1 protein-coding gene is annotated in these 858 nt (G+C 51.7%); it reads left to right on the top strand.

The window, feature by feature from the left end; translation table 11 throughout:
* Nucleotides 1-858: Ig-like domain-containing protein (locus ISP07_RS20435; RefSeq protein WP_228290702.1), on the top strand; the 858-nt coding region annotated here is incomplete at both ends.

Raw genomic sequence — 858 nt, 5'->3', positions numbered from 1 at the left:
GATGGGTCGTGGCAAGCCACAGCACCGAGCTTGCCTGATGGCGCTTATACCGTGACAGCAACGATTGTTGATGCGGCAGGTAACGTTGGCACCGATACAGGCAGTGGCAGCATCGATACCTTGCCACCGAGCTTAGCGATAGACAGCTTGGGTACCATCAACGACGATACCCCAACAATCAGTGGGACCAGCAATGAGCCGGCGGGCAGTGTGGTTAACTTAAGTGTTTCAGACGGCACAAACACCTATACCTTTACAGCCACGGTACTGGGAGATGGCACATGGTCAGCAGATGTACCAAGCCCATTAAACAATGGCAGCATCAGCATTGATGCCAGTATCACCGATGCTGCGGGGAATGAAACAACCGCTAATGACACCGCGGTGCTGGATACCACCGCACCAAGTATCACGATTAATGTCATTGGCGAAACCAATGATACGACACCGACGATTAACGGCACCAGTGATGCGGTCAATGGCAGTGTAGTGACTGTGGTAATTGATGATGGTATCAACCCAGCAGAAACATTAACCACCACGGTTAATGGCGGAACATGGACAGTCACAGCAAGCAGTGCTTTGGCTGAAGGCGACTTTACAGTCACCGCAACCGTGACAGAAAACGGCATTGATGGAACGGCCACACGAACAGGTATCATTGATACCACCATGCCAGCGATTGATATAAATGCATTAGACGTCACTAATGACACCACGCCAACAGTCAGTGGCACAGCCAGTGCCCCACAAGGCAGTACAGTCACTGTGGTCTTTACCGATGCAAACAACAACAGCCACACAGTCACTACCGTGATGCAAAGCAATGGCACCTGGTCAGTGGCGGCGAGCACATTG

Source organism: Pseudoalteromonas sp. PA2MD11 (genome assembly GCF_017808125.1).
GTDB classification, from domain to species: Bacteria; Pseudomonadota; Gammaproteobacteria; order Enterobacterales; family Alteromonadaceae; genus Pseudoalteromonas; species Pseudoalteromonas simplex.
Note: the sequence above shows the minus strand (reverse complement) of the source record. Positions and strands in the feature narration are given on the sequence as shown.